The organism is Streptomyces sp. NPDC006372 (assembly GCF_040612515.1).
GTDB lineage: Bacteria > Actinomycetota > Actinomycetes > Streptomycetales > Streptomycetaceae > Streptomyces.
The window spans coordinates 103,119-123,950 of sequence record NZ_JBEXQJ010000008.1; the positions used below are offsets into that span (position 1 = coordinate 103,119).

General features: G+C 72.6%; 20 protein-coding genes. 6 read left to right on the forward strand and 14 right to left on the reverse strand.

The features are described 5' to 3' along the window. Position 1: 1 nt before the first annotated feature. The 3 genes from ABZ016_RS15790 to ABZ016_RS15800 form a co-directional block, all read right to left on the reverse strand. The gene (locus ABZ016_RS15790) at positions 2 to 886 is read right to left on the reverse strand and encodes an NAD(P)-dependent oxidoreductase (RefSeq protein ID WP_356917173.1); all 885 of its coding nucleotides are present in this window, start codon (positions 884 to 886) and stop codon (positions 2 to 4) included. A 114-nt stretch (positions 887 to 1,000) separates the two neighbouring features. Beyond that, on the reverse strand, positions 1,001 to 2,239 hold the full coding sequence (locus ABZ016_RS15795; RefSeq protein WP_356917174.1) for an ROK family protein: 1,239 nt from the start codon (positions 2,237 to 2,239) through the stop codon (positions 1,001 to 1,003). 36 nt (positions 2,240 to 2,275) lie between these two features. Then, on the reverse strand, positions 2,276 to 2,917 hold the full coding sequence (locus ABZ016_RS15800) for an alpha-ketoglutarate-dependent dioxygenase AlkB (protein ID WP_356917175.1): 642 nt from the start codon (positions 2,915 to 2,917) through the stop codon (positions 2,276 to 2,278). A 56-nt stretch (positions 2,918 to 2,973) separates the two neighbouring features. On the opposite strand from ABZ016_RS15800, the gene ABZ016_RS15805 reads away from it, so the two are divergent. After that, the gene (locus ABZ016_RS15805; RefSeq protein WP_356917176.1) at positions 2,974 to 4,116 is read left to right on the forward strand and encodes a methyltransferase; all 1,143 of its coding nucleotides are present in this window, start codon (positions 2,974 to 2,976) and stop codon (positions 4,114 to 4,116) included. Here ABZ016_RS15805 and ABZ016_RS15810 read toward each other — a convergent pair. Together ABZ016_RS15810 and ABZ016_RS15815 are read right to left on the reverse strand one after the other, a co-directional pair. Next, positions 4,106 to 4,966 carry a class II fructose-bisphosphate aldolase gene (locus ABZ016_RS15810; protein ID WP_356917177.1) on the reverse strand — a complete coding sequence of 287 codons (861 nt, stop codon included), beginning with the start codon at positions 4,964 to 4,966 and terminating at the stop codon, positions 4,106 to 4,108. The two genes, ABZ016_RS15805 and ABZ016_RS15810, sit on opposite strands and share 11 nt — an antisense overlap. A 20-nt stretch (positions 4,967 to 4,986) precedes the next feature. Continuing rightward, positions 4,987 to 5,868, reverse strand: a complete 882-nt coding sequence (locus tag ABZ016_RS15815; protein ID WP_356917178.1) for an SIS domain-containing protein — start codon at positions 5,866 to 5,868, stop codon at positions 4,987 to 4,989. Positions 5,869 to 5,985: 117 nt separating this feature from the next. Between ABZ016_RS15815 and ABZ016_RS15820 the strand changes: the two genes are divergently transcribed. Then, on the forward strand, positions 5,986 to 6,765 hold the full coding sequence (locus ABZ016_RS15820; protein ID WP_356917179.1) for a DeoR/GlpR family DNA-binding transcription regulator: 780 nt from the start codon (positions 5,986 to 5,988) through the stop codon (positions 6,763 to 6,765). Between the two features lie 70 nt (positions 6,766 to 6,835). Continuing rightward, positions 6,836 to 8,653: a glycoside hydrolase family 15 protein gene (locus ABZ016_RS15825; protein WP_356917180.1), complete on the forward strand. Its 1,818-nt coding sequence runs from the start codon at positions 6,836 to 6,838 to the stop codon at positions 8,651 to 8,653. Positions 8,654 to 8,656: 3 nt separating this feature from the next. On the opposite strand, the gene ABZ016_RS15830 is transcribed toward ABZ016_RS15825, so the two are convergent. Then, the gene (locus tag ABZ016_RS15830) at positions 8,657 to 9,616 is read right to left on the reverse strand and encodes a hypothetical protein (protein WP_356917181.1); all 960 of its coding nucleotides are present in this window, start codon (positions 9,614 to 9,616) and stop codon (positions 8,657 to 8,659) included. 191 nt (positions 9,617 to 9,807) lie between these two features. Between ABZ016_RS15830 and ABZ016_RS15835 the strand changes: the two genes are divergently transcribed. Together ABZ016_RS15835 and ABZ016_RS15840 are read left to right on the forward strand one after the other, a co-directional pair. Then, on the forward strand, positions 9,808 to 10,020 hold the full coding sequence (locus ABZ016_RS15835; protein WP_356917182.1) for a cation transporter: 213 nt from the start codon (positions 9,808 to 9,810) through the stop codon (positions 10,018 to 10,020). Positions 10,021 to 10,023: 3 nt separating this feature from the next. Next, positions 10,024 to 12,276 (forward strand): heavy metal translocating P-type ATPase, encoded by a 2,253-nt coding sequence (locus ABZ016_RS15840; protein WP_356917183.1) that lies wholly within the window; start codon positions 10,024 to 10,026, stop codon positions 12,274 to 12,276. Between the two features lie 12 nt (positions 12,277 to 12,288). Here ABZ016_RS15840 and ABZ016_RS15845 read toward each other — a convergent pair whose 3' ends face one another. Beyond that, the gene (locus ABZ016_RS15845; RefSeq protein WP_356917184.1) at positions 12,289 to 12,945 is read right to left on the reverse strand and encodes a methyltransferase domain-containing protein; all 657 of its coding nucleotides are present in this window, start codon (positions 12,943 to 12,945) and stop codon (positions 12,289 to 12,291) included. 165 nt (positions 12,946 to 13,110) lie between these two features. Here ABZ016_RS15845 and ABZ016_RS15850 point away from each other — a divergent pair, with 165 nt between their 5' ends. Beyond that, positions 13,111 to 13,812: a phosphatase PAP2 family protein gene (locus ABZ016_RS15850; RefSeq protein ID WP_356917185.1), complete on the forward strand. Its 702-nt coding sequence runs from the start codon at positions 13,111 to 13,113 to the stop codon at positions 13,810 to 13,812. A 287-nt stretch (positions 13,813 to 14,099) separates the two neighbouring features. Here the strand turns inward: ABZ016_RS15850 and ABZ016_RS15855 are convergent, their stop codons facing one another. From ABZ016_RS15855 to ABZ016_RS15885, 7 genes are all read right to left on the reverse strand, one after another. After that, positions 14,100 to 14,687 carry a hypothetical protein gene (locus ABZ016_RS15855; protein ID WP_356917186.1) on the reverse strand — a complete coding sequence of 196 codons (588 nt, stop codon included), beginning with the start codon at positions 14,685 to 14,687 and terminating at the stop codon, positions 14,100 to 14,102. Further along, on the reverse strand, positions 14,684 to 15,544 hold the full coding sequence (locus tag ABZ016_RS15860) for a carbohydrate ABC transporter permease (protein ID WP_356917187.1): 861 nt from the start codon (positions 15,542 to 15,544) through the stop codon (positions 14,684 to 14,686). Before ABZ016_RS15860 ends, ABZ016_RS15855 begins: the two co-directional genes overlap by 4 nt. Continuing rightward, positions 15,541 to 16,479, reverse strand: a complete 939-nt coding sequence (locus ABZ016_RS15865; protein ID WP_356917188.1) for a sugar ABC transporter permease — start codon at positions 16,477 to 16,479, stop codon at positions 15,541 to 15,543. Before ABZ016_RS15865 ends, ABZ016_RS15860 begins: the two co-directional genes overlap by 4 nt. Next, positions 16,476 to 17,759, reverse strand: a complete 1,284-nt coding sequence (locus ABZ016_RS15870) for an ABC transporter substrate-binding protein (RefSeq protein WP_356917189.1) — start codon at positions 17,757 to 17,759, stop codon at positions 16,476 to 16,478. Before ABZ016_RS15870 ends, ABZ016_RS15865 begins: the two co-directional genes overlap by 4 nt. A gap of 68 nt (positions 17,760 to 17,827) precedes the next feature. Continuing rightward, positions 17,828 to 18,589, reverse strand: a complete 762-nt coding sequence (locus tag ABZ016_RS15875) for a cupin (protein ID WP_356917190.1) — start codon at positions 18,587 to 18,589, stop codon at positions 17,828 to 17,830. After that, positions 18,583 to 19,506, reverse strand: coding sequence for a PmoA family protein (locus ABZ016_RS15880; protein ID WP_356917191.1), 924 nt, complete (start codon positions 19,504 to 19,506; stop codon positions 18,583 to 18,585). Before ABZ016_RS15880 ends, ABZ016_RS15875 begins: the two co-directional genes overlap by 7 nt. After that, positions 19,503 to 20,627, reverse strand: coding sequence for a Gfo/Idh/MocA family oxidoreductase (locus ABZ016_RS15885; RefSeq protein WP_356917192.1), 1,125 nt, complete (start codon positions 20,625 to 20,627; stop codon positions 19,503 to 19,505). The genes ABZ016_RS15880 and ABZ016_RS15885 overlap by 4 nt, the downstream gene beginning before the upstream one ends. Between the last annotated feature and the right edge of the window lie 205 nt (positions 20,628 to 20,832).

A 20,832-nucleotide genomic window follows, 5' to 3' on the forward strand; every position in this document is an offset into this window, starting at 1 on the left:
CTTACTTCTTCTCGTCGAAGCTGGCGAAGTAGGCCGCGACCATGTCCTCGTCGGCGTGGCCCTGTTCGGCGGCCCGCTCCATGCGGGCGGCGGCCGCCTCGGCCACGTCCAGGCGGACGCCGCCCGCGGCACCGGCCTGGACGATCAGGCGGGCGTCCTTGGCGGCGGTGCCCACCGCGAACTGGGGCGGTGTCAGCCGGTCGTCGAGGAGCAGGTCGGACTTGGCCCGCAGGTAGCCCATGTCGAGCGGGCCACCCGCGACGATGTCGAAGAAGCTGTGCGGGTCGACGCCGAGGGCCTTGGACAGGGCGAGGGCCTCACCGGCGGCTGCCGTGACGGCGAGGACCCAGCTGTTGGCGACCAGCTTCAACCGGGTGGCGCCGCCCTCCGCCCCGTCCTCGCCCGCCCACACGGTGCGGGCGCCGACGGCGTCGAAGACCGGGGTCGCCCGCTCCCGGCCCTCGGCGGGGCCCGCGGCGAGCACAGTCAGTTTCCCGGTCTCGGCGGGCTGGCGGGTGCCCAGGACGGGGGCGTCGTAGAAGACCAGGCCGTGCTCGCGGGCGAAGGCGGCCAGCTCGGCGACGCCGTCGATGCCGGCGGTGGTGGACTGCACCCAGACGGTGCCGGCGCGCAGGGCAGGGGCGGCCTCGCGCATCGTGTCCAGGGCGGCGGAACCGTCGTACAGGATGGTCAGGACGACGTCGCTGTCCTGGACGGCCTGCGCGGGGGTGTCGGCGATGTGCACGCCGTCGGCGGCCAGCGGCTCGGCCTTGGCACGGGTCCGGTTCCAGGCACGGACGGTGTGCCCGGCACGGACGAGGTTGCGGGCCATCGCGGCGCCCATGATGCCCGTGCCCAGGACGCTCACGGTGAGCTTGTCGGTCATTGCGTCAACTTCCTCGATGGTGCGGTGCGGGCGTGCTGCCTGTGGACCAGCCTGCCCGCTCAGCGGCGAGCCTTCCCGGAAGCCGCGCGGACAAGCCCCTTTCCGGTGCCCGTCCTAGGCGAGTGCCCCGAGCGGGTCGTCCAGCACCGGCTGCCACGCCAGTTCGGCGGCGCCGACCAGGCTGTTGTGGTCGAGGGTGCAGGGCAGGATGGGGACTCCGCCGCTCTGGCCCCACAGGCTGCGGTCGGCGACGACCGCGCGGAGCCGGCCGGGGTCGGCGTCGAGGAGGGTGCGGTGCAGACCGCCGAGGATGATCCGGTCCGGGTTGAGGATGTTGACCAGGCCGGCGAGCCCGAGGCCGAGCCGGTCGATGAGCGCCTCGGCGGCGGTACGGATGCCCGGCTCGTCGTAGTGGTGGCGGACCAGGTCGATGGACTGCTGGAGCAGGGACACCTCGGGGCCGGGCTCGCGTCCCGCCGCCGTGAGGAAGGCCAGCGGGTCGGTCTCCACGTCCAGGCAGCCGCGGCTGCCGCAGTGGCAGGGCCGGCCCTCGGGGTGCACGGTGAGGTGTCCGACCTCCAGCGCGAGGCCGGAACTGCCCCGGTGCAGGCGGCCGTCCAGGACGAGCGCACCGCCGACGCCCCGGTGGCCGGTGGCCACGCACAGCAGGTCGCGGGCGCCGCGCCCGGCGCCGTGCCGGTGCTCGGCGAGCGCGGCGAGGTTGACGTCGTTGGCGGCGAACGCCGGTCCGTCGATGCCGGCCGCGCGCACCTGCTCGGCGAAGATGTCCCGTACGGGCGCGCCCGCGGGCCAGGCCAGGTGCAGCGGGTTCAGGGCGAGGCCCTCCGGTTCGGCGACCGCGGACGGTACGGCGAGTCCCGCGCCGACGCACCGGCGGCCGGTCTCCCGCAGCAGCTCGGCGCCCGCCGTGACGACGGAGGCGAGCACCTTCGCCGGGTCGGCGTCGACGACCTCGCAGCCGGGCGCGGTGGCGACGATCCGGCCGCCCAGCCCGACCAGCGCCGCGCGGAACCCGTCGGCGTGCACCTGCGCGGCGAGCGCGACCGGCCCGTTCTCGGCCACGGCCAGCTTGTGCGAGGGCCGGCCCTGCGAACCGGCCGCCGCGGCGGGCCTGGCGTCGACCCGGATCAGCCCGAGGGCTTCCAGTTCGGCGGCTACCGCACCGGCCGTCGCCCGGGTCACCCCGAGCTCGGCGGTGAGCACGGCACGGGTCGGGGCGCGTCCGGTGTGCACGAGTTCCAGCGCGGGCCCGAGCGCTGAGCGCCCCCGGTCCAGCCGCGTCCTCGAGGTGCTCCCATCCCCCGCCGGCCGGGGGTCCGCCTTCCCGCTCATGGTGGCGAGTCTCCCATGATCCGCCGGGCCGGTGGTCTACAGCCCGCTGACCCGGAGCGTGATGTTGAGCCGTCCGGTGAGGCCCAGTCCGGGTGGCGCCGTGCCCGCGTGGACCCGGGGGACCCCGTGGTGGGCGAGCCGGGACGGGCCGCCGAAGACGAACAGGTCGCCGCTGCGCAGCTCGACGTCGGTCCACGGCCGGGTTCGGGTCTCGGTGTTGCCGAACCGGAAGACGCAGGTGTCGCCGAGGCTCAGCGACACCACCGGCGCGTCGGACTTCTCGTCGCTGTCGCGGTGCATGCCCATGCGGGCGTCGGCGTCGTAGAAGTTGACGAGGGCGATGTCGTACTCCGCCGCCGGTTCGCCGAGGGTGTCCCGCACCGCCCGGCGGCCCAGCTCGCCCAGCCACTCGGGGAACGGCTTGACCGGGGCGCCGTCGCCGTCGACGACCGTGCGGGCGTAGGCGTACGGGTACCAGTGCCAGCCCAGGCACACCTGCCGGGCGGTCATGGTGCCGCCGCCCGGCGTGCGGACCGTGCGCAGCCCGGCCGGTGGGCGCGCCCACGCCCGGCAGGCCTCCAGCAGCTCGCACTGGTGCGGCGTGTCGAGCCAGCCGGGCACATGCACGGCGCCCGGCGCGACCTCCGTACGCTCCCGGGGGAACAGTTCGGCGTCCATGCCTCCCATCCTCCCCTACCGGTGGTGAGCTGCGGCTCGGCTAGCCTTGACGCACGATGGACGACCGTATGACGACGCCGTGGGGCGAGCTCGCGCTGAGCCGTTTTCCCGAGGACCCGCGTGACAGGCTGCGCGCCTGGGACGCCTCCGACGAGTATCTGCTGGGTCACCTGGCCGGGGAGCGGGTCCCGCTGTCGGGCACGGTGGTGGTCGTCGGTGACCGCTGGGGCGCGCTGGTCACGGCGCTGGCGGCGCACCGGCCGGTGCAGATCACCGACTCCTGCCTGGCGCAGGAGGCGACCCGGGCGAACCTGGCACGGGCCGGGGCGGAGCCCGGTGCGGTGGGGCTGCTCACCACGCAGGATCCTCCGCCGGAGCGGATCGACGTGCTGCTGGTGCGGGTGCCGAAGAGCCTGGCGCTGCTGGAGGACCAGTTGCTGCGGCTGGCACCGGCGGTGCACGCGGGGACGGTCGTCGTCGGCACGGGAATGGTGAAGGAGATCCACACCTCGACGCTCCAGCTGTTCGAGCGGATCCTCGGCCCGACCCGCACCTCGCTCGCCGCCAAGAAGGCCCGGCTGATCTTCTGCACGCCGGATCCGGAGTTGGAGCGGCCCGCCAGTCCGTGGCCGTACGTCTACACGCTCCCGGACGACATCGGCCCGGCGGCGGGAGGCACCGTCGTCAATCACGCGGGGGTCTTCTGCGCGGACCGGCTCGACATCGGCACCCGGTTCTTCCTGCGGCATCTGCCGGGTGCCCGGGGCGGCCGGGTGGTGGACCTCGGCTGCGGCAACGGCGTGGTCGGTACGGCGGTGGCATTGGCCGATCCGGCGGCCGAGGTGCTGTTCGTGGACGAGTCGTTCCAGGCCGTGGCTTCGGCGGAGGCGACATACAAGGCGAACGGGGTGCCGGGGCACGCCGAGTTCCGGGTGGGCGACGGGCTGGCGGGCGTGCCGTCCGGCAGTGTCGACCTGGTTCTCAACAACCCGCCGTTCCATTCCCACCAGGCGACGACGGACGCCACGGCCTGGCGGATGTTCACGGGGGCGCGGCGCACACTGCGGCCGGGCGGTGAGCTGTGGGTGGTCGGCAACCGGCATCTGGGCTACCACGTCAAGCTGCGGCGGCTGTTCGGGAACTGCCGCCTGGTCGCCGGTGACCGGAAGTTCGTGGTGCTGAAGGCCGTCAAGCGGTAGGCGCGGCGAGCACCTGGAGGGTCCGCGTCACCGCCCGTGTCATCGCCTCCCGCGCCACCGTCAGGTAGGCGCGCGGGTCGACCGCCTCGGGGCGGTCGGCGAGGAAGTCGCGGAGGGCGCCGGTCAGCGCGACGTTCAGGGCGGTGCCGACGTTGACCTTGGTGATGCCGCCCGCGACCGCCGCCGTGAGCTCGCCGTCCGGGACGCCGGAGGAGCCGTGCAGGACGAGCGGGACGTCCAGTGCGGCGGACAGCCGCTCGAGGAGGGCGTGGTCCAGGGTGGCGGTGCGGGTGGTCATGGCGTGGGCGCTGCCGATGGCGACGGCCAGGGCGTCCACACCGGAGTCGGCGACGAAGCCCCGGGCCTCGTCGGGGTCGGTGCGGGCGCCCGGGGCGTGGGCGTCCAGCGGCGGTCTGCCGTTCTTGCCGCCGATCTGGCCCAACTCGGCCTCGATCCACAGTCCTCGGGCGTGCGCCCAGTCGACGGCCGCCCGGGTCGCGGCGAGGTTCTGCGCGTAGGGCAGCCGGGCCGCGTCGTACATCACGGAGCTGAAGCCGGCATCGGCGGCCTGGTGCAGCAGCGCTTCGCTCTGCACGTGGTCGAGGTGCAACGCGACCGGTACGGCGGCGCGTTCGGCGGCGGCGACGGCCGCGCGGGCGAGCGGGAACAGTTGCCCGCCGCGGAATCTGACCGCGTTCTCGCTGACCTGGAGGACAACGGGGGCGGGCACGGACTCGGCGCCCGCGATGACGGCCTCGACGTGTTCGAGGGTGATGACGTTGAACGAGGCGATGGCCGAACGGGCGGCGGCGGCCCGGGCGACGAGCTCGCCGGTGGTGGTGAGGGGCACGGTGTCTCCAGGGTCGATGGTCAGGGCGCGAGGATCACCGAGCGCGTCAGGTGGCGCGGGCTGTCCGGGTCGAGGCCGCGGGACGCGGCGACGGCGACCGCGAGGCGCTGGGCCCGGACCAGTTCGGCGAGAGGGTCGAGCCGCCCCTCGATCCACCTCCCGCCCGTGGACCGCACCTGCGCCGCCAGCCCCTCGGGGGCCGTTCCGAGCATCCAGGTCGCGGTTCCGCTCGTGGTGACGCTGATGGGCCCGTGCCGGTACTCCATCGCAGGGTAGGACTCCGCCCAGGCCAGCGCGGCCTCGCGCATCTTCAGCCCGGCCTCGTTGGCCAGGCCGATGGTCCAGCCGCGTCCCAGGAAGGTGAACTGGGCGCAGGTCTCGAGGCCGTCGGGGAAGGGTTCCGTGAGGGCGGTGCGGGCGTCGGTGACGGCGGTGCCGGGGTGGAGGCCCAGGTGGGCGCGGAGCAAGGTGAGGGCCGTGGTGGCGAACCTGGTCTGGACGACGGAGCGTTCGTCGGCGAAGTCCAGGACGGCGAGTTCGTCGGCGGCCGTCATCACCGGGGTGCCGGGGTCGGCGGTGATCGCGGTGGTGCGGGTGCGGCCCTTCAGCCGGCCGAGCAGATCGAGGACTTCGGTCGTGGTGCCGGAGCGGGTGAGGGCGACGACCCGGTCGTAGGCGCGGCCGTGCGGGAACTCCGAGGCGGCGAAGGCGTCGGTCTCGCCCTGGCCCGCGCCCTCGCGCAGGGCGGCGGCCGCCTGCGCCATGAAGTACGAGGTGCCGCAGCCGACGATCGCGACCCGCTCCCCCGGCGCCGGCAGTGCTTCCGCGTACCGCGCCGCCTCCGCCGCGGCGCGGGTCCAGCACTCGGGCTGGCTGGTCAGCTCGTCCTCGACATGCGTCATGCCGCATCCTCCGCTCTGATTGTTCCTGCAAGATAGCGCCAGCTTTCGAGCATCATCAAGCATTCAGCGCGTTCGGGTGCGCTAGGGTCGCCGGGAGATCGAGACGTGGAGGTGCGGATGTCGCGCGACGCCCGCTGGAAGGCGCTGCTGGAACTGCTCGTGGAGCGCGGCCGGCTGGACGTCGAGGAGGCGGCCGCGGAGCTCGGGGTGTCGGCGGCGACGATCCGCCGCGACTTCGACGGGCTGGCCGAGCAGCAGATGCTGGTGCGCACGCGGGGCGGCGCGGTGGTGCACGGCGTGTCGTACGAGCTGCCGCTGCGCTACAAGACGGCGCGCCACGCCTCCGAGAAGCAGCGCATCGCGAAGGCGGTGGCGGACCTGGTCGCCCCCGGTGAGGCGGTCGGGCTGACCGGTGGCACGACCACCACCGAGGTGGCGCGGGCCCTGGCCGTGCGCGGCGATCTGGCGTCCGGGTCGCCCGCGCTGACCGTGGTGACGAACGCGCTGAACATCGCGAGCGAGCTGGCCGTGCGCCCCCAGTTCAAGATCGTGCTGACCGGCGGGGTGGCGCGGGCCCAGTCGTACGAGCTGGTCGGTCCGCTCGCGGACGGCGTGCTCGGGCAGATCACCGTCGACGTCGCGGTGCTCGGCGTCGTCGCCTTCGACGTGACGCACGGGGCGGCGGCGCACGACGAGGCCGAGGCCGCGATCAACCGGCTGCTGTGCGAGCGCGCGGAGCGGGTGGTGGTGGCCGCCGATTCCAGCAAGCTGGGGCAGCGGGCGTTCGCCCGGATCTGCGCGGCCGGCGCGGTGGGCACGCTGGTCACGGACACGGCGGCCGACGCGGAGACGGTGCGGGGGTTCGAGGAGGCGGGACTGCGGGTCGTCACGGTGTGATCCCCCGCCCTGGTGCGGGCCGTCCGCCTAAGCTGGGGCTGAGGCGCGTACCTGTTCCAGGGAGGCTGCCATGCGGGCGACGACGGACGGCCGGCGGTATCTGCCGATCGCCGAGCACGGGCTGATCGGTGATCTGCGCAGTGTGGCCCTGGTGGGGACCGACGGCACGATCGACTGGTACTGCTGTCCGGCCTTCGACGCGCCGAGCGTGTTCGCCTCGGTCCTGGACGCGGAGCGCGGCGGCTGCTTCGAACTGGCGGCCACGGTACCGGCGCGGACCAAGCAGTTCTACTTCCCCGACACCAACGTCCTGATCACCCGGTTCTTCACCGAGGACGGCGTCGGCGAGGTGCAGGACTTCATGCCGCTCGACGGCGAGTCGGCGGAGACCGAGCGGCACCGGCTGATCCGCCGGGTGGTGTGCGTACGCGGCTCGATCCCGTTCCGTACCCGCGTCGCTCCCCGGTTCGACTACGGCGCCCGGCCGCACACCCTCCGGCTCATGGGTGACACGGCGGTCTTCGAGACCGACGGGCTGGCGCTGGCGCTGACCGCGACCGTGCCGCTGGAAACCGACGGGCCGGACGTGTGCGGGGACTTCAAGCTCTCCGAGGGCGAGTCGGCGGTGTTCGCGCTGGACAAGGTCGGCGGCGACGTGACGCCCCGCCGGTGCGCCCGTGCCGAGGCGGAGGAGGAGTTCGCGGCGACGGTGGCGTACTGGCGGCGCTGGCTGTCGGCGTCGCGGTACAAGGGCCGCTGGCGGGAGATGGTGCACCGTTCGGCCCTGACGCTGAAGCTGCTCACCTACGCGCCGACCGGCGCGATCGTGGCCGCGCCGACGACGAGCCTGCCCGAGCGGCTCGGTGGCGAACGCAACTGGGACTACCGGTACGTGTGGGTGCGCGACGCGGCCTTCTGCGTCTACGCCCTGCTGCGGCTGGGCTTCACCGGCGAGGCCGAGGCGTTCATGAGATTCGTGACCCGGCACATCAGTCCGGGCGACGGCAAGCCCTCCGGCCCGCTGCAGATCATGTACGGCATCGACGGGCGCACCGAGCTGCCCGAGAGGACTTTCGACCATCTGGAGGGCCACCAGGGCTCGGCGCCGGTCCGGGTCGGCAACGCGGCGGCCGACCAGCTCCAGCTCGACATCTACGGCGCACTGATCGACTCCATCTACCTCTACGACAAGTGGGCCCAGCCCATCTCCAGCGACCAGTGGGACGACGTGTGCGCACTGGTGGACTGGGTGTGCGCGCACTGGGACCAGCCCGACGAGGGCATCTGGGAGACCCGGGGCGGGCGCAAGAACTTCCTGTACTCGCGGCTGATGTGCTGGGTGGCGATCGAGCGGGCCATCCGGATGGCCAACCGGCGCGGTCTGCCGGCCGATCTGCCGCGCTGGCGGGAGTGCCGCGACACGATCTACCGGCGGATCATGAGCCGGGGCTGGTCCGAGGCACGCCGGGCCTTCGTCCAGCACGAGGACGGGGACGTGCTGGACGCGTCCGTGCTGATGATGCCGCTGACGAAGTTCATCGCCCCGACCGACCCCAAGTGGCTGTCGACGCTGGACGTGCTCACCGAGGAGCTGGTCTCCGACTCGCTGGTCTACCGCTACGACCCGCGGTCCAGCCCGGACGGGCTGCACGGTGACGAGGGCACGTTCTCCATCTGCTCGTTCTGGTACGTCGAGGCCATGGTGCACGCCGGCCGGATCGACGAGGCGCGCCTCGCCTTCGAGAAGATGCTGACGTACGCCAACCATCTGGGCCTGTACGCCGAGGAGATCAGCCACACCGGGGAGCAGCAGGGCAACTTCCCCCAGGCGTTCACGCATCTCGCCCTCATCAGCGCGGCCTTCAACCTGGACCGGGCCCTCGGCTGAGGATCAGTGCCCGTGGCCGTCCTCCGTATGCCCCTCGGGGGTACCGGAGCCGGCCTCCGCTCCCCCGGCCCGGACGGTGAACGCCGCCGTGTGGACCTTCCCGTCGTGCTTGAAGTCGAGGAACAGGCGGTAGGAGCCGGCGCTGGGGGCGGTGGCCGTGAAGGAGATGTCCGGGCCGGGCCTGGTCTTGCCGTCGCCGGGTTCGCCGTTCGGGTGGACGTGGAGGTAGGCGAGGTCTCCGGAGCGCAGGGCCACCAGGTGGCCGTAGGCGCCGAGATAGGGCTGGAGGTTCGTGACGGGCTTGCCGGCGCGGGAGACCTTCAGCTTCAGTTCGCTCGCCTTGCCGGGAAGCAGGGCGCCGGCCAGTTCGACCTCGTAGCCGTTGGTCTCGGCCGTGGTGCTCGCCGGCGGGAGTTTCTTCGGCTGGTACGGGCCGGAGGCGGCGAGGTCCGCGCCGAGGGTGAGGTTTCGGGCGTTCTTCTTCGCCGGGGTGAAGTCGGCGAAGACGCGGTAGCCGCCCGCGCGGGGGAGGTCGACGGGGGTGCTCCAGGTGCCGTCCGCGTCACGGGTGGGGTGGAGGTGGCGGTAGGTGACCAGGTCGCGTGAGGCCACGATGAGGTGGAGTTCCTTGTCGTGTTCGCGCTGGTAGGCGGTGACGGCACGGCCGCTGCCGTCCCGGACCGTGAAGCGCAGGTCGGCGCGGTCCCCGGCGGTGACGCGCGGGGTCTGCAGGTCGAGGGTGTGGCCGTCCTCGGAGATCTGCAGTCCGCCGGCCGGGGGCGTCTCGTGTCCGGTGTGGCCGCCGCCTTCCTCCGCCCGGGGCGAGGGCCGGGTGTGCTCGCCCTCGTGCTTCGGCGGGCTGTCGGCGACGACGGGGTCGAGGCCGCGGCCGACGCCGTAGGCCGTGCCGAAGGTCGCGGCCAGAGCGGCGGCGAAGGTCGTGATCTTGAGTCCGGTGTTCATGGCCGGCGTCTCCTTCAAGAAGCGTGGCCTCCTGCTCGGCTGCGGGGCCTCGATGCACCTCACCATACCCCTGGGGGGTATCAAGTCAAGTCGCCCCCACGCTTGCTTCCTATACCCCTCGGGGGTATATATGAACTCGGCGAGGAGATACCCCCGCCCCGTATATCTGCCATCTCATGGAGGAGGCACCGATGCCCGCCACCACCTACGCCGTCGCCGGAATGTCCTGCGGCCACTGCAAGGCCACGCTGACCAAGGCCATCGGCGAGCTGGACAGCGTCAGTGGCGTCGAGGTCGATCTCGACACCGGCCGTGTCACCGTCACCACCGCCACCGAGCCCGACGACACCGAGATCGCGGAGGTCGTCGACGAGGCCGGCTACGAACTGACCGGGAGGGTGTGAGCCATGACCACCAGTGCGACCGGCACCACCGCCGAGGTGGAACTCGCCATCGGCGGCATGACCTGCGCCTCCTGCGCGGCGCGCATCGAGAAGAAGCTCAATCGCATGGACGGGGTCACCGCCACCGTCAACTACGCCACCGAGAAGGCGAAGGTCAGCTACTCCGGTGACGTCTCCGTCGGCGATCTCGTCGCCACCGTCGAGGCGACCGGCTACACCGCGCAGGAGCCCGCACCTCCCGAGGCGCCCGGCGAACCCGCCGCCGAGGCCGACGAACTGCGGCCGCTGCGCGAACGGTTGATCACGGCCGTGGTGCTGGCGGTGCCCGTCGTGGCCATGGCCATGATCCCGGCGCTGCAGTTCGAGTACTGGCAGTGGCTGTCGCTGACACTGGCCGCGCCCGTCGTCACGTACGCGGCGTGGCCCTTCCACAAGGCGGCGTTCACCAACGCCCGGCACGGCGCCGCCACCATGGACACGCTGATCTCGGTGGGCATCTCGGCCGCGTTCCTCTGGTCGCTGTGGGCGCTGTTCTTCGGCACCGCGGGCACACCGGGGATGACGCACCCCTTCGAGCTGACCATCGAGCGCACGGACGGCGCCGGGAACATCTACCTGGAGGCCGCCGCGGGCGTGACCGCCTTCATCCTGGCCGGGCGCTACTTCGAGGGGCGCGCGAAGCGCAAGGCGGGCGCGGCGCTGCGGGCCTTGCTCGAACTGGGCGCGAAGGACGTCACCGTGCTGCGTGCCGACGGACGTGAACAGACCGTGCCCATCACGGAGTTGCGGGTCGGTGACCGCTTCCTGGTCCGGCCCGGAGAGAAGATCGCCACCGATGGAACCGTCGTCGAGGGCTCGTCCGCCGTGGACGCCTCGATGCTCACCGGTGAGTCCGTGCCGGTGGAGGTGGGCACGGGTGACCCGGTCACCGGCGCCACGATCAACGTCGGCGGGCGGCTCGTCGTGCGCGCCACGCGGGTCGGGGCCGACACTCAACTGGCCCGGATGGCCCGGCTGGTGGAGGACGCCCAGAACGGCAAGGCCGCGGCGCAGCGGCTCGCGGACCGGATCTCCGCCGTGTTCGTGCCCGTCGTGATCGCCCTCGCCCTGGCCACGCTGGGCTTCTGGCTCGGTAACGGCGTGGGGCTGACGGCCGCGTTCACCGCCGCGGTCGCCGTCCTCGTCATCGCCTGCCCCTGCGCCCTCGGTCTGGCCACTCCGACGGCGCTGATGGTCGGCACCGGGCGGGGCGCCCAGCTCGGCATCCTCATCAAGGGCCCGGAGGTGCTGGAGTCCACGCGCCGTGTCGACACCGTCGTCCTCGACAAGACCGGCACCGTCACCACCGGCCGGATGACCCTGCTGGCCGTGCACACCGCCGACGGCACCGACGAGGCCGAAGTCCTGCGACTGGCGGGGGCACTGGAGCACTCCTCCGAGCACCCGATCGCCCGTGCCGTCGCGGACGGCGCGCTGGAGAAGCTGGGCACGCTGCCCACGCCGGAGGACTTCGCCAACGTGCCCGGTCTGGGCGTCCAGGGCATCGTCGAGGGACACGCCGTGCTCGTCGGGCGGGAGAGGCTGCTGGCGGACTGGGCGATGGAGCTGCCGGAAGGGCTGGCCCGGGCCAGGGCCGCTGCCGAGGAGGCCGGGCGCACCGCCATCGCGGTCGCCTGGGACGGCGAGGCGCGGGCGGTGCTGGAGGTCGCCGACGCGGTGAAGGAGACCAGCGCCGAGGCGATCCGCCGGCTGCGCGCCCTCGGGCTGACGCCGATCCTGCTGACCGGCGACAACGAGGCGGTGGCCCGGTCCGTCGCCCGGGAAGTGGGCATCGCGCCGGAGGACGTCGTCGCCGAAGTGCTCCCGCAGGACAAGGTGGAGGTCGTCAAGCGGCTGCAGGCGGAGGGCCGTTCGGTCGCGATGGTCGGCGACGGTGTCAACGACGCGGCGGCCCTCGCACAGGCCGACCTGGGTCTGGCGATGGGCACCGGCACCGACGCCGCCATCGAGGCCGGCGACCTGACCCTGGTGCGGGGCGACCTGCGGGCCGCGGCGGACGCCATCCGCCTCGCCCGCCGCACCCTCGGCACCATCCGCTCGAACCTGTTCTGGGCCTTCGCCTACAACGTGGCGGCCCTGCCGCTCGCCGCGGCCGGACTGCTCACCCCGATGATCGCCGGGGCGGCGATGGCCTTCTCCTCGGTCTTCGTCGTCGGCAACTCGCTGCGGCTGCGCACCTTCCGGGCCGCCGACTGAGGCGGCGGCCGGTCAGCGGCCGTGCCAGACCAGCGTGTAGCGCCAGAACAGGCGGCGGCGCAGGCGGGCGCCGGGCAGGACGGCACGGGCCTCGCGGACGATCTCGGGGAAGGTCATGTCCGCGGGGCTCGTGCGGGCGGTCATCGATATCGGGCGGGGCGCCGGGCGGCCCCAGTTCCTCAGCAGTGCCATGACGATGTTCAGCGGCACGGACACGGCACCGAGCAGGTGGTCGGCGGGCGTCCGCTCACGGGAGACACCGACGATCACCAGTGTCCCAGCGGGGGCCAGACGGTCACGGAAGGCCAGCAGGGCCTCGGTGAACGGCAGATGGTGGAGCACCGCCACGCAGGTGATGACGTCGTACGGACCGTCGGGAAGCCCGCCCGGCGCGTCGGCCACCGTGTACGTCACCGGGGCGGCCGCCGGAGTCAGCTCCCGGGCCCGGGCCGTGATCGCCGGGTCGGCGTCGATGCCTTCGACGCGCTCGGCCCGGGCGCCCAGCAGCCGGGCGAGGTCGCCGCTGCCGCACCCCACGTCCAGGGCGCTGCCCACCCGTCCGGGCAGTCGGCGCAGGATCCAGCGGTGGAAGTGGGCGTTGTGGTCCCAGGGGTGGGCGGCGTGGAAGCGGTCGAGAGCGCGCAGGGCCCGGCGTGGCAGGAGCGTCATGCGCTCAGTCCACCAGACGCGATCACCCGGACGCCGCGCCACGGCTCACCAGGATGGCCGACCGCCGCCTGGGCACTCGGGAGGTACCGGCCTGCGGGGGCGCCGAGCGTGCGCCCGGGGCGTGCCGGTACCTTGCTGAGGAAGGCCACTGCGGGGAGAAGCAACATGACCGATCCGAGGACCACAGACGCGGACGCCCCCCGTCCGCTGCCGAGCGACGGGAAGCCCGCGGGCGGACGCGGCAGGCTCCTGGCCGCCGTGCTCGGCGATCTCAGGGCCGTGGACGGCGCCCTGTACGCGGCGGTGGCCGCTACCCCCACGCCCACCCTCGACCGGACGCTGCGCCACCTGTCCCACGCGGCCGACCACTCCAAGATCTCGTTCGGCATCGCGGCCGCCCTGGCCCTGGCCGGCAAGCGCCCGCGCCGGGCCGCGATCGCCGGTGTCGGGGCGATCGCCGTGGCCTCGGCCTCGGCCAACCTGCTCGGCAAGCGCCTGGTGCGCCGGGCCCGGCCGGACCGGGAAGCGGCCCGGGTGACGGTGGACCGGCACGTCAAGATGCCGACCTCGGCCTCGTTCCCGTCGGGGCACACGGCATCGGCGGTCGCGTTCGCCACCGCCGTCGGTGTGGTCCTGCCCCCGGCGGCGGTGCCGCTCGGCGCGCTGGCGAGCGCGGTCGGCTACTCCCGTGTCCACACGGGAGTGCACTACCCGGGCGACGTCGCCGCGGGCGCGGTCCTCGGCATCGCGAGCGCCGCCGCGGCGCTGGCTGCGGCAGCGGCCACTCCGTCGGCGAGGACACAGGCGCTGCTCGCGGCGGCCCGGTCGTGGCCGCGGATCAGCATCGGCGGCCTGGTGCGCGGCTGAGCAGCGGGCGGCAACTCCGTACACGGGGCAGCCGCTCTGCGTCACTCACCGCCCGTGGTGGCCGACTGCAGCACAGTGCACTCGGAATCCCACCACGGTAGGTCCTTGCCGACTTCTCGAGGAGACCTGCCTCCTGCAGGGCGTCGGGCTCTCGTAGCGGGTTCCAGTCAAGAGGATCCGCCGCCGCGGTATGCGCCGGCGAAGAGGTCTTCGATGCAGATCATGGGATCGGGATGTGGTTGTAGGGGTCGGCTTTGCTGAGCGTAGCCCTGTACGCCGGCATGTCCTCAAGCCGACCGGCGTACGTCGACGGCGGTGAGCGCCAGGGCCAGCGGCCCCGGGACGAGGAAGGCCAGGGGCAGCAGCATCCAGGCGCACAGCGCGGCCGTTGCCACGGCGAGCAGGACGAGCCCGCTGCCGCCCGTGTCCGCTCCGGCGTCCCGGGCCGCCTCGCGCAGCGCCGCCCGCCAGTCGGTGAGAGACTCGGGCCGTGCGCAGGCCCGCAGGCCGATGACCGCCGCGCAGGAGCCGATGGCGGCGGCGGCCACCGCGAACAAGGGCGCCCCGGGCAGCCCGGCCCCGGCGAGCGCCAGGTCCGCGGCGAGCAGCAGCAGTCCTGCCAGAGCGACGGCCCCGGCCACCAGGTCACCGGTGCGCAGGCGCTGACGCAGCAGGGCGCCGTACCGCCCCGCCGTGACGGGACGATCCTGCCCGGCCCCGCGCAGCACGGCGCACGCCGTCGACAGCGCGGCCGGTGCGGTGACCAGCGGCAGGCATGCCAGCGACGTGACCAGGCCGACGCTCAGCACGTCGGCGAACAGGGTCATGCGCGGTCCGAAGATCTCGCCGGCCTCACGTGTCCGCACCTCGCTCACCCCTTGAGTCCGGAGCTGGCCATGCCCTCCACCAGGAACCGCTGGAAGGCGAGGAAGAACAGCACGATCGGCAGCAGCGCGATGACCGACAGGGCGAACATCGGGCCGAACGCCGAGGTGCTGGAGGCGTCCACGAAGGAGCGCAGCGCGAGCGTCAGCGTGAACTTTTCCGGGTCGAAGAGGTAGATGAGCTGGGTGAAGAAGTCGTTCCAGGTCCAGATGAAGGTGAAGATGGCGGTGGTGATCAGGGCCGGCCGGGTGAGCGGCAGCACGACCTGGAAGAAGCTCCGGAAGGGCCCGCAGCCGTCGATGCGCGCGGCCTCCTCCAGTTCGCGGGGCAGTCCGCGCATGAACTGCACGATGAGGAAGACGAAGAACGCCTCGGTGGCGAGGAACTTCGGCAGGATCAGCGGCCAGTAGGTGTTCACCAGGCCGAGCTGGTTGAAGATGATGTACTGCGGGATCAGCACCGCGTGGTGCGGCAGCATGATCGTGGCGATCATGAAGGCGAACAGCGGCCCGCGCAGCCGGAACCGCAGCCGCGCGAAGGCGTAGGCGGCGAGCGAGCAGCTGACGACGTTGCCGAGGACGGCGCCGCCCGCGATCAGCAGGGAGTTGCCGAGCAGCCGCCAGATGGAGACGTCGTTGACGCCGTCGAGGGCGGTGGTGTAGTTCGACCACTCCAGGTGGCTGGGCAGCAGGTTGAGGCTGGCTATGACCTCGTCGGCGGGTTTGAGGGAGGTCGCCAGCAGCCAGGCCAGGGGGTACAGCATGACCAGCAGGGCGGCCAGGCAGCCGAGATGTACGGCGACACGGCCCCACCGAACGGGCCTGTCCGTAACGGTCGTTGAAGTCACCGCTCCCCCTCGGAGGCGTAGAAGACCCAGGAGCGGGAGGTGCGGAAGAGCACCGCCGTGACGACGCCGATGACGGCGAGCAGCACCCAGGCCATGGCGGAGGCGTAGCCCATGTGGGAGGCGACGAAGCCCCGGTCGTAGAGGTACATGGTGTAGACGAGGGTCGAGTCGGCGGGCCCGCCCTTGCCCGCGCTGACCGCGAAGGCGGGCGTGAACACCTGAAAGGCCTGGATGGTCTGGAGGACCAGGTTGAAGAACAGCACCGGGGACAGCATCGGCACGGTGACCGACAGGAACTGCCGCCACTTCCCGGCCCCGTCCACCGCCGCCGCCTCGTAGAGCTCTGCGGGGATCTGCTGGAGCCCGGCGAGGAAGATGACCATCGGCGCGCCGAACTGCCACACCGTCAGCAGGGCGACGGCGAGCAGCGCGAAGCCGGGCTTGTTGACCCAGCCGCCGGTGCCGAACAGGTTGTCCACCGGGCCGCCGTCGTTGAAGACGGCCCGCCACACGAGGGCGATGGACATCGACGCGCCGAGCAGCGAGGGCGCGTAGAAGGCGGAGCGGTAGAAGCCCTTGCCGCGTTTCATGCCCTTCAGGGCGAGCGCGACGAGGAGGGCGAGGGCCAGTTGCAGGGGCACGGCGATGACGACGTACGTCAGGGTCGTCACGACCGAGCGCCAGTAGCGCGGGTCCTCGGTGAACATCTGCGTGTAGTTGCGCAGGCCCACCCACTTCGGCGGATTGAACAGGTCGTAGTCGGTGAACGACAGGTACAGCGACACGGCCATCGGCAGCAGGGTCAGGACGACCGCGCCGAGCACCCAGGGGGACAGGAACACCCAGGCGGCGCCTTCGCGTTCACGCTTGGGGCGGCGCCTCGGGGCGGTGGCGGGGGCGGGCTTCGCCTCCGGGGGGATCGCGGTGGTGGTCATGACCTCAGCTCCGCCTTCGCCTCGGTGACGTAGTTCTCGGCCGCCTCGCGGGGCGACATGCGCGCGTAGGACACCTGGTCGTAGTCGCGCTGGAAGGTGCTCTGCAGGGCGTTGTCCCCCGAGGGCGGGGCCTGGGGCGGGTCCTTGAGCTTGCCGTCCAGGGAGGACTGGAAGTCGGCGATGGTCTTGTCGAAGTCCTTCAGCTGCGGGCTGATCGCGTCGCGGATGGTCTCGTTGACGGGGATGCCGCGGCTCGCGCCGAGGATCTCGGCCGCCTGCCGGTCGTTGATCATGAAGTCGACGAGCTGTGCCGCCTCCTTGGGATGACCGGTGTTGGCGGCGACGCCGAGGAACATGGACGGCTTGAAGTACTGGCCGGGTGTGCCGTCCTCGCCGGAGGGCATGGGGGCGAGCGCGACACCGGTCGGGACGAGGGCGAGGAAACCGCTGGCCGGGGCGTCCCAGTTGGCGTCGGTGACGGACTTGCCGCGACCCAGCGGGGTGTTCTCGACGGTGCCGTCGAGCTGGGTGGTCTGCTCGGCGGGCGAGACGGCGCCCTCGCGGCGCAGTTCGTCGGTGAAGGTCCACCAGCGGGTGAGGTCGCCGGCGGTGAAGCCGAGCTTGCCGTCCTCGGTGTAGAGGGACTTGCCCTGGCCGCGCAGCCAGACCTCGAAGGCGTCCTCGCTCTGCCCGGGGTCGGTCGCCCCTGGTTTGCCGGTCTTCTTCGCGAGGGCGCGCATGGTGTCGGCCCACTGGCTCCAGGTCCAGCTCTCGCCGGGGAGCGGCACGCCCGACTTCTTCCAGGTCTCGACGTCATAGGCGACAGTCTCGGTGCCGCGGCCCTGCGGGATCGCGTACTGGACGTCGTCCACGCGGCCGGTGGCGAGCAACCCCTGGTCGATCTCGGAGGTGCGCAGCACGGACTTCTGCTTCGCCAGGTCGAGCAGGACGCCGCCGGAGGCGTACTGGTCGATCTGGCGGTAGTCCAGCTGCATCACGTCCGGGGCGTCACCGCCGGCGGCCTGGGTGGCGAGCTTCTGTTTGTAGGCGTCGTAGCCGGAGAACGACGTCGCGACGTCGATGTCCGGGTGCTGTTTCTCGAACAGCGCGACGGCCTGCTCGGTGCGTTCCGCGCGGTCGGGGTTGCCCCACCACGTGTAGCGCAGCACGACCTTGCCGCCGCCGGCGGACTCCCCGGATCCTCCGCAGCCCGCCAGCACGGCACACAGTGCCAGTGCGGCGGCCGACGCGCAGAACCCCTTTGTCCTGTGTCCGGGCATGCCGAGGTCACTCCTCTCCTCGGAGTATCGGTTGAGCCCCCCTCAGATCCCTCTCGGCCCCCCTTGGGCTACTCCCCCTGGTACGGCAGCGTGCTGCCCGGCAGGGCGTACTCGTCCCGCCGGCCGCACATGCCGAAGCCGCCGAGCCGGGTGGGCGCGGCCTCGTGGGCGGTGGCCTCGCCGAGGTAGGCGGGTTCACCGTCGGCCAGCGCGTCGAGCTGGGCTCCGGTGCGTTCGGCGGTGGCCAGGGCGCCCGCCCGCCACAGGGCGCGCCAGGTGGGCACCTTGTCGCGCACGATCCGGGCGGCGGCCCGCTGGAACTCCAGGTACGGGCCGTTGTCCCCGGCGACGAGGGCCTCGCGCAGGGCGAGGTAGCCGCGGACCGCGAGGTCCCTGCGGCGCCGGGCGGCGGCCTCCGTCTCCGGTCCGGTGCCGGGCGGCAGAGCGGCCGCGGCGGCGTACTTCTCGGGGTCGGCGAGGACGTCGGGCGGGAAGGTGAACACGGCGTCCCCGGCCTCGGGCAGGCCGCTGTTCTGCATCAGCACGGTGATGCGCAGATCGCCGCCCTGCACCATGCGGTGCACGGTGCCCGGCGTGAACCAGGCGAGGGAGCCGGCTTCCAGGGGGATGTCCCGGTAGCCGTCGGGGCTGAGGGTCTGGACCGCGCCCCGGCCGCCGGTCACGACGTACGCCTCGGTGCACACCAGGTGCAGGTGCGGGCTGCCGCCGCAGACGCCGTCGACGGCCTCCCAGTCGTAGGCGCTGAGGTGGGACAGGCCGATCGCGCCGGGCAGCGGGTGCGGCAGGGCGGGCTTCGGGTCGCTCACCACGGCAGTCCCTCCAAGTGGGTGCCGACCCGGTCACCGTCCCAGGCGCCGTCCGCGATCACGAGGCGGTAGCGGTAGCCGAAGGACTCGCCCGGCGGCAGCTCGAACTCCTCGAAGAACGCCCAGGAGAAGGCGACCGTCGGGAAGGGCTCGGAGCGGACGAACCAGTGGGACTCGTGGATCGCGGACTTCTCGTCGAGGTTCTCGGGCGCGTGCGCGAACACCAGGGTGGAGTGCCCGTCGACGTCGTCGTGCTCGGTGGTGAAGGCGAGCCAGGGGCCCTGGGTGCCCATCAGCTTGCCCGCGTCGGCGTCGGTGTCCGGGGCGAGGACCGTGCCGCCGGTGAAGTCGCGCGGGCCGCGCCACTGGAGTCCGGTGTAGCCGGCCATCTCACGGCCCGCGGTGGTCGGGGAGCCGAAGGCCAGGGGTTCGGAACGGGTGTTGGTGAGGCGGATCGACCAGTCCAGCGCCCAGGCGCCGGCCTCTTCGTCCACCGAGTGCACGGTCAGGCCACGCACCTCGCGGGCCCACTCCTCGCCGCCGTTCTCGATCCAGGTGAGGTTCTCGGTGAAGTCGAGGCGGTCGTCCTCGACGGTGAAGTCGGAGAAGCCGTCGTGCCGCATCGAGCCGACGCGCTCGGGCAGGGGCAGATAACCCTGGCCGTGGACATAGCAGTTGCCGCCCCAGAAGTTCTGGCCGGACAGATGGCTCGCGGTCATCTGCAGGCCCTTGTGCCAGCGGTGGTCGTTCGGGCGGTAGCCGGTGACCGTGCGGCCGGACAGGGTGCGCACCGGGTGGGCGTACGGCTTGCGGGACTCGAACGGGTCCGGGTCGGGGCGGTAGACGTAGCGGAGGATCTCCGTGCCGCCTGCCGTGACGGCGATGTCCTCGCCGTGCGTGTGGGTGACGCGGATGCTCATGCGCGCTCCTTGGGGGCCCAGTCGGGGTACTCGCCGTGCATGGCCTCGTAGAAGGGGTCTCCGGGGCCGATCTCGCCCGCGCGCACGGAGCGGCCGGTGAACGCCGCCTTGTACAGGGCGGCGGCGAACTCGAGGGTGGCGCGGGCGTCCTGGCCACTGCCGGGTGGCCGGGTGCCGGTGTCGTAGGCGTCGAGCAGTGCGCCCAGCTGTGCGGTGTGCGAGCTGGGCACGTCGTTCGCGGGGGTGCGCCAGGCGGTCGCCCGGTCGGAGGCCACGTGCGGGGCCGGGGTGTAGACCCAGCTGTCGTTGGTGTGGCCGTACAGGTGGGTGAGTTCGACGGTGGCGTTCGCGCAGTCCACTCGGATGCGGCTGACCTCGTCCGGGGAGAGCACACTGTTGACGACGGTCGCGAGGGCGCCGCCGCGGAAGCGGACCAGCGCGGTGGAGACGTCCTCGCTCTCGGTGTCGTGGACGAGCCGGGCCGCCATGGCCTGGATCTCCTCCCACTCGCCGAGCAGGTGCAGCAGCAGGTCGTACTGGTGGATGCCGTGGCCCATGGTGGGCCCGCCGCCCTCGCTGGCCCACTTCCCGCGCCACGGCACGGCGTAGTACGCGGCGTCCCGGTGCCAGGTGGTCTGGCAGTGCGCGACCAGCGGGACGCCCAGCTCACCGCTCGTGATCAGCTCGCGGGCGTGGACGGCGCCGGAGCCGTAGCGGTGCTGGAAGACGACGGACGCGTACGCGCCCGAGGCCTCCTCGGCGGCGGCGATCTCGTCGTACTCGGCGAGCGACAGAGTGAGCGGCTTCTCGCACAGCACCCAGGCACCGGCCTTGAGCGCGGCCACCGTCTGGTCCCGGTGCAGGGAGGGCGGCGTCCCGATCAGGACCAGGTCGGGGCGTTCGGCGTCCAGCATCGCGTCCACCGACGTGTACCCGGCGACCTGGCCGCCGGCCAGCTCCCGGAAGGCGTCGAGGCGCTCCTGGTCCACGTCGACGGCGGCGACCAGCTCCACCCGGCCGGAGTGGGCCCGCAGCGCGGGCAGGTGGCTGCCGCTGACGATGGCTCCGGTACCGACGACGGCCACGCGACGACGGGCGGGAGACCCTGGGGGCAAGGACATGCGGCGCTCCTCGGACGGCCGGCGGACACACGCTTGGAAAGCGCTTGCACTCGGAAGGTGACCCTAGGCGCGAGCGAATGTCAGGACAACCCCCCTGCACCGACCTGCACAAGGTCTGCCCGAGCATTCTCCCAGCTTGCTGAGGAGTTTCCGATTGTTGCCGCGGCCATGGAAACGGCATTCCCCGGCTCCGTGCGGGGGTTTG

Excerpts from the sequence above, each read along its gene's own strand:
- ABZ016_RS15790 (WP_356917173.1), bottom strand. The coding sequence starts at position 886 with ATGACCGACAAGCTCACCGTGAGCGTCCTGGGCACGGGCATCATGGGC.
- ABZ016_RS15795 (WP_356917174.1), bottom strand. The coding sequence starts at position 2,239 with ATGAGCGGGAAGGCGGACCCCCGGCCGGCGGGGGATGGGAGCACCTCG.
- ABZ016_RS15800 (WP_356917175.1), bottom strand. The coding sequence starts at position 2,917 with ATGGACGCCGAACTGTTCCCCCGGGAGCGTACGGAGGTCGCGCCGGGC.
- ABZ016_RS15805 (WP_356917176.1), top strand. The coding sequence starts at position 2,974 with ATGGACGACCGTATGACGACGCCGTGGGGCGAGCTCGCGCTGAGCCGT.
- ABZ016_RS15815 (WP_356917178.1), bottom strand. The coding sequence starts at position 5,868 with ATGACGCATGTCGAGGACGAGCTGACCAGCCAGCCCGAGTGCTGGACC.
- ABZ016_RS15820 (WP_356917179.1), top strand. The coding sequence starts at position 5,986 with ATGTCGCGCGACGCCCGCTGGAAGGCGCTGCTGGAACTGCTCGTGGAG.
- ABZ016_RS15825 (WP_356917180.1), top strand. The coding sequence starts at position 6,836 with ATGCGGGCGACGACGGACGGCCGGCGGTATCTGCCGATCGCCGAGCAC.
- ABZ016_RS15830 (WP_356917181.1), bottom strand. The coding sequence starts at position 9,616 with ATGAACACCGGACTCAAGATCACGACCTTCGCCGCCGCTCTGGCCGCG.
- ABZ016_RS15835 (WP_356917182.1), top strand. The coding sequence starts at position 9,808 with ATGCCCGCCACCACCTACGCCGTCGCCGGAATGTCCTGCGGCCACTGC.
- ABZ016_RS15840 (WP_356917183.1), top strand. The coding sequence starts at position 10,024 with ATGACCACCAGTGCGACCGGCACCACCGCCGAGGTGGAACTCGCCATC.
- ABZ016_RS15845 (WP_356917184.1), bottom strand. The coding sequence starts at position 12,945 with ATGACGCTCCTGCCACGCCGGGCCCTGCGCGCTCTCGACCGCTTCCAC.
- ABZ016_RS15850 (WP_356917185.1), top strand. The coding sequence starts at position 13,111 with ATGACCGATCCGAGGACCACAGACGCGGACGCCCCCCGTCCGCTGCCG.
- ABZ016_RS15865 (WP_356917188.1), bottom strand. The coding sequence starts at position 16,479 with ATGACCACCACCGCGATCCCCCCGGAGGCGAAGCCCGCCCCCGCCACC.
- ABZ016_RS15870 (WP_356917189.1), bottom strand. The coding sequence starts at position 17,759 with ATGCCCGGACACAGGACAAAGGGGTTCTGCGCGTCGGCCGCCGCACTG.
- ABZ016_RS15880 (WP_356917191.1), bottom strand. The coding sequence starts at position 19,506 with ATGAGCATCCGCGTCACCCACACGCACGGCGAGGACATCGCCGTCACG.
- ABZ016_RS15885 (WP_356917192.1), bottom strand. The coding sequence starts at position 20,627 with ATGTCCTTGCCCCCAGGGTCTCCCGCCCGTCGTCGCGTGGCCGTCGTC.